The 13,027-nt window shown below is 59.9% G+C and carries 14 protein-coding genes; 8 read left to right on the top strand and 6 right to left on the bottom strand.

Translation table 11 applies throughout. The features are described 5' to 3' along the window. Positions 1 to 41: 41 nt before the first annotated feature. On the bottom strand, positions 42 to 728 hold the full coding sequence (locus tag ACM6IR_RS08865; RefSeq protein WP_414907366.1) for a spermidine synthase: 687 nt from the start codon (positions 726 to 728) through the stop codon (positions 42 to 44). Positions 729 to 821: 93 nt separating this feature from the next. Between ACM6IR_RS08865 and ACM6IR_RS08860 the strand changes: the two genes are divergently transcribed. Continuing rightward, positions 822 to 1,112 (top strand): hypothetical protein, encoded by a 291-nt coding sequence (locus ACM6IR_RS08860; protein ID WP_414907365.1) that lies wholly within the window; start codon positions 822 to 824, stop codon positions 1,110 to 1,112. Here ACM6IR_RS08860 and ACM6IR_RS08855 read toward each other — a convergent pair. Next, the gene (locus ACM6IR_RS08855; protein WP_414907364.1) at positions 1,109 to 1,582 is read right to left on the bottom strand and encodes a cyclic nucleotide-binding domain-containing protein; all 474 of its coding nucleotides are present in this window, start codon (positions 1,580 to 1,582) and stop codon (positions 1,109 to 1,111) included. The two genes, ACM6IR_RS08860 and ACM6IR_RS08855, sit on opposite strands and share 4 nt — an antisense overlap. Before the next feature lie 238 nt (positions 1,583 to 1,820). Beyond that, the gene (locus ACM6IR_RS08850; RefSeq protein WP_414907363.1) at positions 1,821 to 3,875 is read right to left on the bottom strand and encodes a S9 family peptidase; all 2,055 of its coding nucleotides are present in this window, start codon (positions 3,873 to 3,875) and stop codon (positions 1,821 to 1,823) included. A 190-nt stretch (positions 3,876 to 4,065) separates the two neighbouring features. Here ACM6IR_RS08850 and ACM6IR_RS08845 point away from each other — a divergent pair, with 190 nt between their 5' ends. Genes ACM6IR_RS08845 through ACM6IR_RS08835 form a run of 3 tightly spaced genes read left to right on the top strand, consistent with a single transcriptional unit; the run spans position 4,066 to position 5,928 of the window. After that, positions 4,066 to 4,563, top strand: a complete 498-nt coding sequence (locus ACM6IR_RS08845) for an MFS transporter (RefSeq protein WP_414907362.1) — start codon at positions 4,066 to 4,068, stop codon at positions 4,561 to 4,563. A 32-nt stretch (positions 4,564 to 4,595) separates the two neighbouring features. After that, positions 4,596 to 5,372, top strand: coding sequence for a class II glutamine amidotransferase (locus ACM6IR_RS08840; RefSeq protein ID WP_414907361.1), 777 nt, complete (start codon positions 4,596 to 4,598; stop codon positions 5,370 to 5,372). Positions 5,373 to 5,385: 13 nt separating this feature from the next. Next, the gene (locus ACM6IR_RS08835; RefSeq protein ID WP_414907360.1) at positions 5,386 to 5,928 is read left to right on the top strand and encodes a DUF2937 family protein; all 543 of its coding nucleotides are present in this window, start codon (positions 5,386 to 5,388) and stop codon (positions 5,926 to 5,928) included. 154 nt (positions 5,929 to 6,082) lie between these two features. On the opposite strand, the gene ACM6IR_RS08830 is transcribed toward ACM6IR_RS08835, so the two are convergent. Next, positions 6,083 to 6,997 (bottom strand): LysR family transcriptional regulator, encoded by a 915-nt coding sequence (locus ACM6IR_RS08830; RefSeq protein WP_414907359.1) that lies wholly within the window; start codon positions 6,995 to 6,997, stop codon positions 6,083 to 6,085. Between the two features lie 160 nt (positions 6,998 to 7,157). Between ACM6IR_RS08830 and ACM6IR_RS08825 the strand changes: the two genes are divergently transcribed. Genes ACM6IR_RS08825 through ACM6IR_RS08810 form a run of 4 tightly spaced genes read left to right on the top strand, consistent with a single transcriptional unit; the run spans position 7,158 to position 10,865 of the window. Beyond that, a complete protein-coding gene (locus tag ACM6IR_RS08825; RefSeq protein WP_414907358.1) occupies positions 7,158 to 8,444 on the top strand; it encodes an MFS transporter in 1,287 nt (428 codons plus the stop codon). Positions 8,445 to 8,488: 44 nt separating this feature from the next. Further along, positions 8,489 to 9,241 carry a 5-oxoprolinase subunit PxpA gene (locus tag ACM6IR_RS08820; protein WP_414907357.1) on the top strand — a complete coding sequence of 251 codons (753 nt, stop codon included), beginning with the start codon at positions 8,489 to 8,491 and terminating at the stop codon, positions 9,239 to 9,241. Further along, positions 9,238 to 9,942 carry a 5-oxoprolinase subunit B family protein gene (locus tag ACM6IR_RS08815; RefSeq protein ID WP_414907356.1) on the top strand — a complete coding sequence of 235 codons (705 nt, stop codon included), beginning with the start codon at positions 9,238 to 9,240 and terminating at the stop codon, positions 9,940 to 9,942. Before ACM6IR_RS08820 ends, ACM6IR_RS08815 begins: the two co-directional genes overlap by 4 nt. Beyond that, a complete protein-coding gene (locus ACM6IR_RS08810) occupies positions 9,939 to 10,865 on the top strand; it encodes a biotin-dependent carboxyltransferase family protein (protein ID WP_414907355.1) in 927 nt (308 codons plus the stop codon). Before ACM6IR_RS08815 ends, ACM6IR_RS08810 begins: the two co-directional genes overlap by 4 nt. A 100-nt stretch (positions 10,866 to 10,965) precedes the next feature. Here the strand turns inward: ACM6IR_RS08810 and ACM6IR_RS08805 are convergent, their stop codons facing one another. Then, positions 10,966 to 12,144 carry a vWA domain-containing protein gene (locus ACM6IR_RS08805; protein ID WP_414907354.1) on the bottom strand — a complete coding sequence of 393 codons (1,179 nt, stop codon included), beginning with the start codon at positions 12,142 to 12,144 and terminating at the stop codon, positions 10,966 to 10,968. A 33-nt stretch (positions 12,145 to 12,177) separates the two neighbouring features. Beyond that, positions 12,178 to 13,023, bottom strand: a complete 846-nt coding sequence (locus ACM6IR_RS08800) for an AAA family ATPase (protein WP_414907353.1) — start codon at positions 13,021 to 13,023, stop codon at positions 12,178 to 12,180. Between the last annotated feature and the right edge of the window lie 4 nt (positions 13,024 to 13,027).

Below are 13,027 nucleotides of genomic sequence, written 5' to 3'. Positions count from 1 at the left end.
CCTTTGTTAAATGACTAATGACGGTATAGGTGGAGTTTAGCTCAGCCCTTGAGCTTCTCGGCAATCCATATGGTGTGCCGGGTGCCCTTATTGCCGTGGGCAAAGACTTGCACTTCCTCGGCCTTGAACCCGGCCTTCTTCAGTTTGTCGGAAAACTGCTTGTCGGCGCTGGCCGACCATACGGCCAGCACGCCTTTGGGCCGCAGGGCCTTGGCGCAGGCGCTCAGGCCGCCAGCGGAGTACAGCCAGCTGTTGGCCCGCTGAGTCAAGCCTTCAGGGCCGTTGTCGACGTCGAGCATGATCGCGTCGAACCCTTGTGGCTCGGCTTGCAGAACTTTCGCCACGTCTTCCAGGCGGATCACCGTGCGCGGGTCAAGCAGTGGGTTCCCGGCTTTTTCCCCCAGCACTCCACGGTTCCACTCAACCACGCCGGGCACCAATTCGGCGACCACGACTTCAGCGCTCTTGCCCAAATGTTTGAGGGCCGAGGCAAGGGTGAAACCCATGCCCAGACCGCCGATCAATACCCGTGAGTTCGGCCGACCGGCAACCTTGCGGCACGGGATCTCGGCCAGGGCATCTTCGGAACCATGCATGCGGGTGTTCATCAACTGCCCGCCGTCGCCGCCCTGGATCTTGATGACGAAATCCTCTCCGTATTCGAACAGGCACAGGGCACCGCCGTTTTCAGGAATAGGGGCGGTGTCGAGCAGAACGAAACGTTTCATGGGGCTCTCTTGAGAAGAATGGGCAAGGGGGAGGGCAAACGAACGCAGTTGGGAGTAGCCTGCAAGCAGACAACAAGGCCAACGGAGCCATTGATGAAGCGCACCATTCTAACGGTCATTGCCTTGGCCGCGCTCTCGATAACTGCAGCGCAGGCCCAGGAGCAGCAAAGCATTCCGACCAGTCCGGCACCGATGCCCGGCTCACCGGGCACCGCGACCCCGACGCCGTATCCGCAAATCAGCCCCGCCCCAGTGCCTAAAGTCAGCCCTGGCAGCGCAGGACCGCCCTTGGTGCCCATAGAAATGCCGAGCCCGCCGACCAAGGACCAACCCCTGCCGGGGATGGAGCAAAACCCGTCGAAAACCAAAGCACCGGGCGGTTAGACTTGCTGTGAAAGCCGTTGTCCGTCGGCCATCCGCAAGCGTTTGGACAGGGCAACGGCGAGGGCGCGGATGATCTTCGCGGCGATTTTCGGCGCGTCGTTGATCATCTTTTCCAGTGAGTCCTTGCCCAGATTGAGCAACTGGCAGTTGCTGGCGGCCACGCAACTGGCCGAGCGTCGCTCGCCGTCGAGCACCGCCATTTCACCGAACGAGCGACCGCTGCGCAAGGTGGCCATGGTCACCAATTGCCCCTCGCCGTTGGTTTTCTGCACGGCCACCTGGCCGGAGTGGATGATGCACATGAAGCTGCCGGCATCGCCCTCGTGGAAAATCTCTTCGCCCTGGGCGACGGTGCTAATGCTGAAGTAGCCCGAAGCGGCGGCGAAGTCCACGGGCAGCAGTTGATCGAACAGGCCGCAATCCATCAGCCAGTCGCGAATTTCGTTGTTCAGTAGGGTCGGTTCTGACATGTCGTCACGTTCTTTTTTGTGTCTGTTGCTGTTCAGGTCTCTCGAATCCTTGTAGCAGCTGGCGAAGCCTGCGTTCGGCTGCATAGCAGACGTAAAACCGGTTTTCTCGGTTTATCTGGCGAACCGCGTTGGCCATTTTACGACTGCTGCGCAGCCGAACGCAGGCTTCGCCAGCTGCTACAAGGGGCAACGTCAGCCCGGTGTCTGGTGTTAAGACTGAATAATCGGGCCGAGTTCCTCAGTTGATACCCCAAACCTTGAAAACAAATGCGTATTCGAGTGCTACGTCACGCAATCCCTGGTATCGACCGCTCATCCCGCCATGCCCGGCACCCAATTCGGTCTTGAGCAGCAGAGGGTGGGTGTCGGTTTTGGTCGCGCGCAATTTCGCCACCCACTTGGCCGCTTCCCAGTACTGCACGCGACTGTCGTTGTAGCCGGCAATCACCAAAGTGGGCGGATACGCTTGCGCGGTGACGTTTTCGTACGGGGCGTAGGCCTTGATCCGATCATAAACGTCCGGCTCTTCAGGATTGCCCCACTCGTCGTATTCGGTGACGGTCAGCGGCAGGTCCGGGTCGAGCATTGTATTGAGCACGTCGACGAACGGCACTTCGGCTATGGCGGCGCCGAACAGCTCCGGCCGCATGTTGAGCACCGCGCCGATCAGCAGGCCTCCGGCGCTGCCCCCGCTGATCGCCAATTGCGATGGCGTGGTAAAGCCATTGGCAATCAGGTGTTCGGCACAGGCGATGAAGTCGCTGAAGGTGTTGTGTTTGTGTTCTTGCTTGCCGGCGCGATACCAGGCTTCGCCCAGTTCACCACCGCCACGCACGTGAGCGATGGCAAACGCCACGCCGCGGTCCAGCAGGCTGAGGCGAGCGTGAGAGAACCACGGGTCGAGGCTTTCTCCGTAGGCGCCGTAGCCGTACAGATACAGCGGTACAGGTTTTCCGAGCGCTTCGCGTTTGACCACGAGGCTGATCGGCACTTGCGTACCGTCAGGCGCCGTCGCCCACAGGCGCTGGCTGACGTAGGCGTCGGCGTCGAAAGGGCCGAGCACCGGGGTTTCCTTGAGGACTTTTTGCGTGCCGCTCCCCAGCTCAAGCTGGCGGATTTGCGCCGGACGGTTCAATGCCTCGTAGCGCAAACGGACTCTATCGCTGACAAATTCCAGACTGTTCTGTACGTGCAGGCTGTAAGCCGCATCTGGAAGTTGCACGCGGTAGCTCGGCAGGTCCTGCGGATGGACTTCGATGATGGGCAAGCCACCCTCGCGCAAACTCAGGGTCATGGCGCCGGCATTCAGGCTCATGCCGTCGATCATCACGGTGTCGCTGTGCGGGATCAGGTTCTGCCAGTCGGCTTCGGTTGGCGCCACGCCCGTGTCGATGGCGTGGTACAGCGCAAAGTTGATGCCGTCGCGGTTGGTCCGTATGAACCAGGCCCATTGGCCGTCGAGCGCGCCGTGATCGACATCGTACTCGTGGTCTTCAACGCGTGGCGCCAGGCAGGTAAAGGCCTGCTGCGGCTGGTTCGCGTCGAGGACCCAGACTTCGCTGGTGGTCTTGCTGCCCAGAGACAGCAGCAATTGCTGCTCGGAGCTGGAGCGGTAGCAATGCAAAAAGAATCGACCGTCTGGCTCATGGAAGACTTCTTCGGCCGCGGTGCCGTCCAGTCGATAGCGCATCAGTTTGTGCGGGCGATGGGTATCGTCCAGCTCGCCGAAGAATAGCGTCAGGCTGTCGTTGGCCCAGGTCATGCTGCCGTCGCAGTCCTGAAACTCCAGTTCGCTGACGCGGCCGTCGGATAATTCCTTCACGAATAGCGTGTAAATCTCATCGCCGGTGGTGTCGAGGCTGTAGGCCAGGCGCTGATGATCGGGGCTGACGCTGAACGCGCCGAGGGAGAAGAAGCCGCCATTGGCCAGTACGTTCGGGTCCAGCAGCAGTTCTTCCCGGCTTTCGTCAAGCTGCAGGCTGTCATCGGCTGGACGTGGGCAGCGGTAATGGCGGGCGTATTCGTCACCCGCCGTGGTGCGCGTGTAATACAGGTACGGGCCCCAAGGGGAGGGCAAGGACAAATCCGTCTCGAGAATCCGGCTCTTGATCTCTTCGAACAGGGTTGCACGCAGCTTGGCCTGATCGGCGGTTTGTGCCTCTTGATAGCTGTTTTCAGCCTTCAGGTAGTCGAGCACCGCATCGGTGTCACGCTCTTGCAGCCAGGCATACGGGTCATCGCCGTCGGCCTTGCGGGCAATCGGAGCGTCGGAAACGTTGGCGGATAGGGGCATGGAGGGCTCTCGAACAATGTACTGAATAGGAATTTCGCAACCTGTGGGAGCGGGCTTGCTCGCGAAGAGGCCAGTACATTCAACATCTCTGTTGACTGATCCACCGCTATCGCGAGCAAGCTCGCTCCTACATGGGCAAGCCTGATGTGCGAAAAGTCGTTACTATAAGCGCCTCTTTGCCTGCCTTGCCATGGACACCATGACCGAGAACGACTATCTGATCGCTTGGGGCCTCTACGCCTTTGCCGCTTTAGGCTGCTTGTTAGTGTGGATGCGGATGACCCGTTGGATGTGGCGCTGGCTGCGTGAGCCACTGCGGCTGCTGATGGCCGTGTTGCTGTTCACCCCGACCATCATCGACCCGGTGAAGGAAAAGGTCGCGCCGGCCATCGCCATCACCGCCCTGGACCTCGCCTTCAAGGTGGGCAACAACGTCTGGCGGGCGATTTCCGATCTGTTCATGTACGGCATGATCGCCTTCGGCATCTACCTGGTTTTCGTGGTGATCCGCTTCCCTATCGAGCGCGCGTCCAAGGCTCGCAAGGAACGGGCTGCCGCCGCGCAAGCTGCGCAAAAGGCTGAGGAGCCGGAAGATGACCAGCCTTTCGGCGGTGCCGGCGATGATCGTTATGGTCGTCCGCCCGTCCCGAGCAACCCTCAGCGGTTACGGGTCGAACCGCGTTTGTAGCCTTGCCCCTGCCTTGAAGCGAGAGTCCGAGCATGTGTGAGTTATTGGGCATGAGCGCCAATGTGCCGACCGATATCGTGTTCAGCTTCACCGGGCTGATGCAACGTGGCGGCCGTACCGGGCCGCACCGTGACGGCTGGGGCATCGCTTTCTACGAAGGCCGTGGCCTGCGACTGTTCCAGGACCCGGCGGCAAGTAGCGAGTCCGAAGTGGCGAACCTGGTGCAGCGCTATCCCATCAAGAGCGAAGTGGTGATCGGGCATATTCGCCAGGCCAACGTCGGCAAGGTCTGCCTGTCCAACACCCATCCTTTCGTGCGCGAACTGTGGGGGCGCAACTGGTGTTTCGCCCACAATGGCCAGCTCGCGGACTTTCAACCGACCGCCAGTTTCTATCGCCCCGTTGGCGATACCGACAGCGAAGCGGCCTTCTGCGATTTGCTCAACCGCGTGCGGGCGGCGTTCCCGGAACCGGTCGAGGTCGAAGCATTGCTGCCGGACCTGGTGGCCGCCTGCGCCGAATACCGCAGCAAGGGCGTGTTCAATTGCTTGCTCAGTGATGGCGACTGGCTGTTCTGTTACTGCTCGACCAAATTGGCGCAGATTACCCGTCGTGCGCCCTTCGGCCCGGCACGTTTGAAGGATGTCGATGTGATCGTCGATTTCCAGGCCGAAACCACACCCAACGACGTGGTTACGGTGATCGCCACCGAACCCCTGACCGAAAACGAAACCTGGACCCGCTATGAACCGGGCCAATGGAGCCTCTGGCGACGCGGCGAATGCGTCAGCCAAGGCAAGACCGAATAAGGATCTCTTCCCCATGTTGCTCAGTTATCTACGGCTGGTGTTGTTTGCGGCGGGCCTGTTGATTGGCGTCCAGGTGCCGGGGTTCATCAGCGATTACACCAAGCGGGTTGAAGCGCATTTGATTGAGGCGCAGACCGCTTTGAGCGGTTTTCAGGGCACAGCCAATCAGTTTTTCAAGGGTGACATGCAGGATCTGGTCGCCCATTACCGCGCCAGCGAAGACCCGATTTTCCGTAGCGATGCCGAGAGCCTGAGCACCTTGCTGTCCCGCCAGTTGGCACTCGTTAAGCAGTTCCAGGCCATGCAGGGGCCGTGGTACATCCGCATGCTGCAAGTGGCGTTGGCGGCTGACCCGGACATTCGCAAGGAAACCTGGAATGGCTACAGCTACCAGATTCTGCTGACACCGCAAGCGATGATCTGGGGCATGAGCGGCGCGCTGCTGTTGTCGTTCGGGATCGAATGTCTGTTCCGGTTGATCGACTGGGTGGTGCTGGGCGGCAAACGCCTGCGCCAGAGCCGGCCGATTGAAGATCGGGATGTGCGCGGCCTCTAAGCCACTCACTGACTCCTGTAGCAGCTGGCGAAGCCTGCGTTCGTCTGCGAAGCAGTCGTCAATCCAGCGAATTCGATTTATCTGGAAAACCGCAGTGACTGATTTTGCGACTGCTGCGCAGCCGAACGCAGGCTTCGCCAGCTGCTACAAAAGCTTAGTTCGCCAGGACGAGGTAGTCCTTGCCCACCTTGCGCGCATACGCCTCCAGCACCTGCTGACACAACGCAACAATCTCCTCGACCCACTCCACGCCAATCCGCCATGACACCACGACTGGTAAATTCGGTGGTCGTTGTTCAATGGCCAGCAAGGTCAATTCCCCCCGCGCCAGTTCCTCGGTCACCAGTACTGGCGGCAGTGCGCCGATGCCAAATCCGTCGCGCAGCAACCGGGTAATCGCCGATACCGAATTCACGCAGTTCAGCCGTGGCGCCATGACGCCGTTGGCCTGCATCAGACTCAAGACATCCTGATGGGGATGGGAGTTTTTCGAGTAAGTAATGACCCGTTCCCGGGCCAGATCGGTGATGCCCGAATACTTGCGGTTGTAGATCGAGTTAGTGGCCACAATCCAGCCCATGGGGTGGCTGGCCAGCTCCAGGCTGCGCACGCTTTCCTGGCGCAGCAAGTCGGTTTGCAGGATCAGGTCGAGGAAGCCTTTTTGCAGCTGATCGCAGAGGTTGAGCGAGGTATCGGCCACCAGCTCGATTTCCACCAGCGGATAGTGATCCGTCATCTGCGCCACTAACGGGCTGAGCCAGGTGTGGATGACCGTGTCCATGACGCCGATCCGCACGCGTCCGACCTTGCTCGAGCGCGTCTCGATCGACTGCTTGAGGGCTTGCATGGTGTCCATCATCTGCTCGGCATATTCGAGCACTTTCAACCCTTCGGGCGTCAGGCTCACGCCGCGCGAATCACGCAAAAACAACTTCACTCCGAGCTCGCCTTCGAGCACGGCGATGCGGCTGGAAATCGACGCTTGGGTGGTGAAGAGCTTGTCAGCTGTCAGGCGGAAACTTTTGAGTCGGGCGACCCAGACGAAGGTCTCGAGAAACTTCAGGTTCATGGGGTCAGCTCGTGGATATAAAGTTTTCTTATGTCTAAGGCGGGGTTTTATTAGTTGGACTTGGCAGGGCCTGGCGCCCAAAAATCGGCGCATCCGGTTCCCACGATAGGCGTCGTCGGGGCTCAGAACAATACCAATAAAATTAGCTCGGAGATTTGCCATGAGTGCGCCCGACACGCTCGACATCCCCAAGGCGACGGCTCGACCGGGACCTTTCGACTGGTACCGCAACATCAATCAACAAGAGCGCCGCACCTTCTGGAGCTGCAAGATCGGCTACGGTCTGGACGGCATGGACACCCAGATGCTCAGCTTCGTGGTGCCAACCCTGATTGCGATGTGGGGCATCAGCACCGGGCAGGCCGGGCTGATTCACACCAGCACGCTCATCGCCTCGGCCATCGGCGGTTGGGTGGCGGGGATTCTGTCCGACCGCATCGGTCGCGTACGCACCTTGCAACTGACAGTGTTGTGGTTTGCCTTCTTTACTTTTCTCTGCGGCTTTGCCCAGAACTACGAACAACTGCTGATCAGCCGAACCTTGATGGGCTTCGGTTTCGGTGGTGAGTGGACGGCCGGTGCAGTGCTGATGGGTGAAGTGATTCGCGCCAAGGACCGTGGTAAAGCGGTGGGCATGGTGCAATCGGGCTGGGCGTTGGGTTGGGGGCTGACGGCGATTCTGTATGCGCTGCTGTTCTCGGTATTGCCGCCGGAAGACGCCTGGCGCGCACTGTTTATCCTTGGCATCGTACCGGCGATTTTCGTGATCTTCGTCCGCCGGCTGGTCAAGGACCCGGAGATTTATCGCGAAGCCAAAGCCAGGCAAGAACCGAGCAACCCGGCGAAGTTCTACGAGATTTTCGCGCCAGGCATCCTCTTCACTACGATTCGCGCTTCGGTGTTGACCACCGGCGCACTGGGCGGTTACTACGCGATTACCTCCTGGCTGCCGACCTTTCTGAAGAATGAGCGCGGTTTAAGCGTACTCGGTACGGGCGGATATCTGGCGATGGTGATCATCGGTTCCTACGTTGGTTATGTCATCAGCGCGTATTTGACTGACATCCTCGGTCGTAAAAAGAACTTCATTCTGTTCGCGGTCGGCTCGTTCACCATCGTTCTGCTCTATACCCAATTGCCCGTCAGTAACGGTGTGATGCTCTGGTTGGGTTTTCCGCTGGGCTTCTTCGCCTCGGGGATTTTCAGCGGCATGGGCGCGTTTCTGACCGAACTGTTTCCGACGCGGATTCGCGGTTCGGGGCAGGGCTTTTGCTACAACATTGGCCGGGCACTGGCAGCGTTGTTTCCGCTATTGATTGGATTGCTTAGCCAAACGGTGCCACTGAGTGTAGGAATCGGGGCTTTCGCGGCTGTGTCCTACGGGGTGGTGATACTCGCGGCACTGAGTTTGCCGGAAACCCGTGGCAAGCGACTGGATGCGCAGTAATCTGCCTACATCTGAAGAGAATAATTCCTACAGGAGTGTTCACCGTGAGCCGCCTGCTATTGAACTGCGACATCGGCGAGAGTTTCGGCAACTGGACCATGGGTCTGGACGCCGAGGTCATGCCCTTCATTGATTGTGCCAACATCGCCTGCGGCTTCCACGCGGGCGACCCGAGCATCATGCGCAAGACGGTCAGCCTGGCCCTGAGCCACGGCGTGCAGATCGGTGCTCATCCGGCCTATCAGGATCTGGTGGGGTTTGGCCGTCGTTCCATGGCCTACCCCGCTCAGGAACTTCAAGACATTCTGCATTATCAGATCGGCGCCCTGGACGGCATCTGCCGGGCGCAGGGCGGGAGCCTGAGTTACGTCAAGCCCCATGGGGCGATGTACAACGACATGATGGCCAACCCGGCGCAATTGCGCGCAGTGCTTCAGGCTGTTGCGTCCTACGACCGGCAGTTGCCGCTGATGTTGATGGCCACTCGCGACAACAGCGCCGCCCAGCAACTGGGCGATGAATACGGCGTGACCCTGTGGTTCGAGGCCTTCGCCGATCGCGCTTACGACAGCGCGGGCATGCTGGTGTCGCGGCAATTGCCGGGGGCGGTGCATCACGATCCCGAGAAAATCATCGAACAGGCACTGATCATTGCCCGTGGCGGTGCCCTCACCGCCAGCGATGGCAGCGCCTTGCACCTGCAGGCCAACACCCTGTGCGTGCACGGCGACAACGCCAGTTCGGTAGCCGCCGTGCGGCGTATTCGTGCCGCCTTAGATCAGCAGAGTGCGCCATGAAACTTCGCGTGGAGGTGGTGGCGCTGGATTGCTTGATGGTGCGTCTGTTCGATGAAATCGCCGAAGCCAACATGCCGTGGATGCTCGCGGCCAGCGAACGCCTGCGTTCGGCGTTCGGGACGTGTTTGATCGATCTCGTGCCGTCCTATACCACGGTGATGGTGCATTACGACCTGACGGCGCTGAATCCATCTCAGGCCCGGGAACTGATCGCCCAAGCCTTGATCGACCTGTCGCCCAATGCTCACACCCTCGGCAAATGTCATGTACTGCCGGTCTGGTATGACCTGAGCGTTGGCCCGGAATTGAATCTGTTGTCCAAGCGCAGCGGGTTGGCGGTGGCGGAGGTGATCCGCCGCCACAGCGAGCACGAGTATCAGGTGTTTGCGCTGGGCTTTGCACCGGGCTTCGCTTTCATGGGGCTGGTGGAGGAAGTGCTCGCAGCGCCGCGTCTGAACACTCCGCGCAAAAAGGTCGCTGCCGGCAGTGTCGGTATCGCCGAACGGCAGACGGCTGCATATCCGGTGGTTTCTCCCGGCGGCTGGAACCTGATTGGCCGTACCCCGGCCAAACTGTTCGACCGCGAGCGCGACGGCTATAGCCTGATGCAACCGGGCGACACGGTGCGTTTCGAGGCGATCGGCCATGCCGAGTTCATCAACCTGGGCGGTGACGACACGCCGTTGGAGGCACAGGCATGAGCCGTCTATTGATAGAAGCGAGTACGCCACTGTGCCTGTTGCAGGACGCGGGGCGATTCGGCGTGCGACACCTGGGCGTTACCCAGGGCGGCGGGCTGGATTGGCGATCGATGTCCTGGGCCAATTGGCTGCTGGGCAATGGACTGGATGCACCGGTAATCGAAATCACCCTCGGCGGGTTCACCGTGGTGGCCGAAGAAGACTGCGTGCTGGCGTTGGCCGGGGCGGATCTGGGCGCACAGGTGGATGGCGAGGCGTTGGCGCCGTGGCGCAGTTTCAGGCTGAACAAAGGTCAGCGATTGCAGTTCACGCAACCGCTGCTCGGGGCGCGGGCCTATCTCGCGGCGCCCGGCGGGTTTGATGCGCCGAAGGTGTTGGGCAGCAGTGCGACGGTGGTCCGTGAGGCGCTCGGTGGCCTGGATGGAATGGGCAGGGCGTTAGCCAAAGGCGCGCCGTTGAGTTACTCCGGCAGTGGGTTGTTGCTGCTGCGCGAGCTACCGGTAGAACATCGGCCGGACCTCAACGCCAATTTGCCGTTGGATTTGGTGCTTGGTGCACAGATCGGCAAATTCAGCGGACAAAGTACGTTCGACGCGTTCAACAGCGTCTGGACCCTCGACAGCCGTGCCGATCGCATGGGCATACGCCTGCTGGGAACGGCGTTGCAGTACGAGGGCAAACCGATGATTTCTGAAGGTATCCCGCTGGGTGCAGTCCAGGTACCGCCGGACGGGCAGCCGATCGTGCTGCTTAATGATCGGCAGACCATTGGCGGGTATCCGCGATTGGGGGCGTTGACGCCGTTGGCGCTGGCGCGGCTGGCGCAGTGTTTGCCGGGGGCGAAGGTGCGGTTGCGGCCGGTGGTGCAGGAGGTGGCGCATCGGGAGCAAGTTGAGTATTTGCGGCGGTTTTCAGATCGCTAAAGCTTCGCGAGCAGGCTCGCACACAGTTGATCTCCAGCGAACACAAAGTCCAATGTGGGAGCGAGCCTGCTCGCGAAAGCGTCCGAACAGGCAACAGAGATTACTTGGAAAGAAACCGCATCCCTTCTTCAAGTCCCCGCAACGTCAGCGGGTACATCTGGTCATCAATCAAATCGCGCACGATATTGGTCGAAGACGTATAGCCCCACGTATCTTTTGGATACGGATTGATCCAGATGAGCTTCTTGAACTTCTCCTTGAAGCGCTGCATCCACACGTAACCCGCTTCTTCGTTCCAGTGCTCGACGCTGCCGCCGGCCTGGGTAATTTCATAAGGCGCCATGGCGGCATCGCCGATGAAGATCACTTTGTAGTCGGCGCCATACTTGTGCAGCAAATCCTGGGTCGACGTGCGCTCGGAGGTGCGGCGCATGTTGTTCTTCCACACGGATTCATAAATGAAGTTGTGGAAATAGTAGTACTCCAAATGCTTGAACTCGGTCTTGCAGGCCGAAAACAGCTCTTCGCAGATCTTCACATGGGCGTCCATCGAGCCGCCGATGTCGAACAACAGCAACAGCTTGACGGTGTTACGCCGCTCCGGACGCATCTGGATGTTCAGCAGGCCGGCATCGCGCGCGGTGTGGTCGATGGTGCCATCGATGTCGAGCTCTTCCGCCGCGCCTTGACGGGCGAATTTGCGCAACCGGCGCAGGGCAACCTTAATGTTGCGCGTGCCCAGCTCCACCGAATCGTCGAGGTTCTTGTACTCGCGCTGATCCCAGACCTTGACTGCTTTGCCCTGGCGCTTGCCGGCATCACCGACCCGAATACCTTCCGGGTTGAAACCACCGGAACCGAACGGACTGGTGCCGCCGGTGCCGATCCATTTGTTGCCGCCGGCATGGCGTTCCTTCTGTTCTTCGAGGCGTTTCCTGAACTCTTCGATCAGCTTGTCCAGGCCGCCGAGGGACTGGATCGCTGCCCGTTCTTCGTCGGTCAGGGAACGTTCGAATTCCTTGCGCAGCCAGTCTTCAGGAATCAACGCCTGAAGGTGATCGTCAAGTTTTTCCAGGCCATTGAAGTAGGCGCCGAAGGCCCGGTCGAACTTGTCGAAATGCTTTTCGTCCTTCACCAGAATCGCCCGTGACAAGTAATAAAACTCGTCCATGTCAGCGAAGGTCACGCGCTGTTTCAGCGCGTTGATCAGGTCCAGCAGTTCGCGTACCGAGACCGGCACTTTGGCTGCACGCATTTCATTGAACAGGTTAAGCAGCATGGCTGTTGCCCTCTATCTTGTTAAACAGAGGGATCAGCGAGTGCCGCGACGGCTCATGAACGCCAGGCGCTCAAGCAATTGCACGTCCTGTTCGTTCTTCACCAGCGCGCCGGCCAGCGGTGGAATGGCCTTGGTCGGATCGCGTTCGCGCAGCACCGCTTCGCCGATGTTGTCCGCCATCAGCAGCTTCAGCCAGTCCACCAGTTCGGAGGTCGATGGTTTTTTCTTCAGGCCCGGCACCTTGCGCACGTCGAAGAACACGTCCAGCGCTTCGCTGACCAGGTCTTTCTTGATATCAGGGTAGTGCACGTCAACGATCTTCTGCAGCGTGACGCGGTCGGGGAAGGCGATGTAGTGAAAGAAGCAGCGGCGCAGGAAGGCGTCCGGCAGTTCTTTCTCGTTGTTGGAGGTAATGATGATGATCGGGCGCTTCTTGGCCTTGATGGTCTCGTCGATCTCGTAAACGTAGAACTCCATTTTGTCGAGTTCTTGCAGCAGGTCGTTAGGGAACTCGATGTCGGCCTTGTCGATTTCGTCGATCAGCAGGATCACCCGCTCTTCTGATTCGAAGGCTTCCCAGAGCTTGCCCTTTTTCAGGTAGTTGCGAACGTCGTGGACCTTGTCGGTGCCCAGCTGCGAGTCTCGCAGGCGGCTGACCGCGTCGTACTCGTACAGGCCCTGATGTGCCTTGGTGGTGGACTTGATGTGCCAGGTGATCAGCTTGGCGCCGAAGGACTCGGCCAGTTGCTCGGCGAGCATGGTCTTGCCGGTGCCCGGTTCACCCTTGACCAGCAGCGGCCGCTCCAGGGTGATGGCGGCATTGACCGCGAGTTTCAGGTCATCGGTGGCGACATAGGCCTGGGTGCCTTCGAACTTCATTTGC

Origin of the sequence: Pseudomonas sp. IT-P253 (assembly GCF_949768125.1) — a bacterium.
Classification (GTDB): Bacteria; Pseudomonadota; Gammaproteobacteria; order Pseudomonadales; family Pseudomonadaceae; genus Aquipseudomonas.
The sequence above is the reverse complement of the archived record's forward strand: the minus strand, read 5'-3'. Positions and strand labels throughout refer to the sequence as shown.

Bases quoted from the DNA above. Each gene is read 5' to 3' on its own strand.
- ACM6IR_RS08865 (WP_414907366.1), bottom strand. From the start codon at position 728: ATGAAACGTTTCGTTCTGCTCGACACCGCCCCTATTCCTGAAAACGGC.
- ACM6IR_RS08860 (WP_414907365.1), top strand. From the start codon at position 822: ATGAAGCGCACCATTCTAACGGTCATTGCCTTGGCCGCGCTCTCGATA.
- ACM6IR_RS08855 (WP_414907364.1), bottom strand. From the start codon at position 1,582: ATGTCAGAACCGACCCTACTGAACAACGAAATTCGCGACTGGCTGATG.
- ACM6IR_RS08850 (WP_414907363.1), bottom strand. From the start codon at position 3,875: ATGCCCCTATCCGCCAACGTTTCCGACGCTCCGATTGCCCGCAAGGCC.
- ACM6IR_RS08845 (WP_414907362.1), top strand. From the start codon at position 4,066: ATGGACACCATGACCGAGAACGACTATCTGATCGCTTGGGGCCTCTAC.
- ACM6IR_RS08840 (WP_414907361.1), top strand. From the start codon at position 4,596: ATGTGTGAGTTATTGGGCATGAGCGCCAATGTGCCGACCGATATCGTG.
- ACM6IR_RS08835 (WP_414907360.1), top strand. From the start codon at position 5,386: ATGTTGCTCAGTTATCTACGGCTGGTGTTGTTTGCGGCGGGCCTGTTG.
- ACM6IR_RS08830 (WP_414907359.1), bottom strand. From the start codon at position 6,997: ATGAACCTGAAGTTTCTCGAGACCTTCGTCTGGGTCGCCCGACTCAAA.
- ACM6IR_RS08825 (WP_414907358.1), top strand. From the start codon at position 7,158: ATGAGTGCGCCCGACACGCTCGACATCCCCAAGGCGACGGCTCGACCG.
- ACM6IR_RS08815 (WP_414907356.1), top strand. From the start codon at position 9,238: ATGAAACTTCGCGTGGAGGTGGTGGCGCTGGATTGCTTGATGGTGCGT.
- ACM6IR_RS08810 (WP_414907355.1), top strand. From the start codon at position 9,939: ATGAGCCGTCTATTGATAGAAGCGAGTACGCCACTGTGCCTGTTGCAG.
- ACM6IR_RS08805 (WP_414907354.1), bottom strand. From the start codon at position 12,144: ATGCTGCTTAACCTGTTCAATGAAATGCGTGCAGCCAAAGTGCCGGTC.
- ACM6IR_RS08800 (WP_414907353.1), bottom strand. From the start codon at position 13,023: ATGAAGTTCGAAGGCACCCAGGCCTATGTCGCCACCGATGACCTGAAA.